This window comes from Corynebacterium sp. HMSC06C06 (assembly GCF_001807295.1).
Classification (GTDB): domain Bacteria; phylum Actinomycetota; class Actinomycetes; order Mycobacteriales; family Mycobacteriaceae; genus Corynebacterium; species Corynebacterium striatum.
Genome location: NZ_KV788463.1, coordinates 1 through 598 on the forward strand (window position 1 = coordinate 1; position 598 = coordinate 598).

General features: G+C 55.0%; 1 protein-coding gene. It reads right to left on the reverse strand.

What is annotated here, in order from left to right; all coding sequences use genetic code 11:
* Nucleotides 1–38: 38 nt before the first annotated feature.
* Nucleotides 39–598 (reverse strand): IS3 family transposase (locus HMPREF3153_RS01075; RefSeq protein ID WP_141740888.1); only part of this gene is annotated, 560 nt, incomplete at its 5' end.

Here is a 598-nt window from a genome sequence, read left to right on the forward strand (position 1 = left end):
GGGCCCGACCCCCGGAAAGTGGACACATCGGGGGCTAGCTATGCTGCTGTGGTCAGTATAGCCGAAGTCTCGGCTTCAAAGACATCAGGAGCTACGAGATTGCACCAGGAGTGCCGCCTGCGCGTGTTGTAGCGCATGCACCACCGGAAGACCTCTTGACGACAGCTAATTGGGTTGTCAAAGACTTTCCGATCACGCAGCACTTCCCGCTTTAAGGTGGCGTTAAAGGATTCTGCCAGGGCATTATCGGCACTCGTTCCAACCGCGCCCATGGACTGGCGCACACCTAACGACGAGCAGTAGTTCCTAAAGGCTTGTGAGGTGTACACGCTGCCGTGATCGGAATGGAAAATAGTCCCGTCAAGACTGCCGCGCACGCCGTGTGCGTGGGCTAGAGCATCGATAACTAGTGAGACCCGCATGTGGTCTGCGAGTGCATAACCTGCAAGTTTACGTGAATACGTGTCAATGACTGTGGCAAGGTACATGTTTTTGCCTCCCCTACACGGCAGGTAAGTAATGTCACCGACATACACACGATTTGGCTCGTCAGCTGTGAACTTGCGGCCTACTAGATCTGGCATGACACGGTGACCAG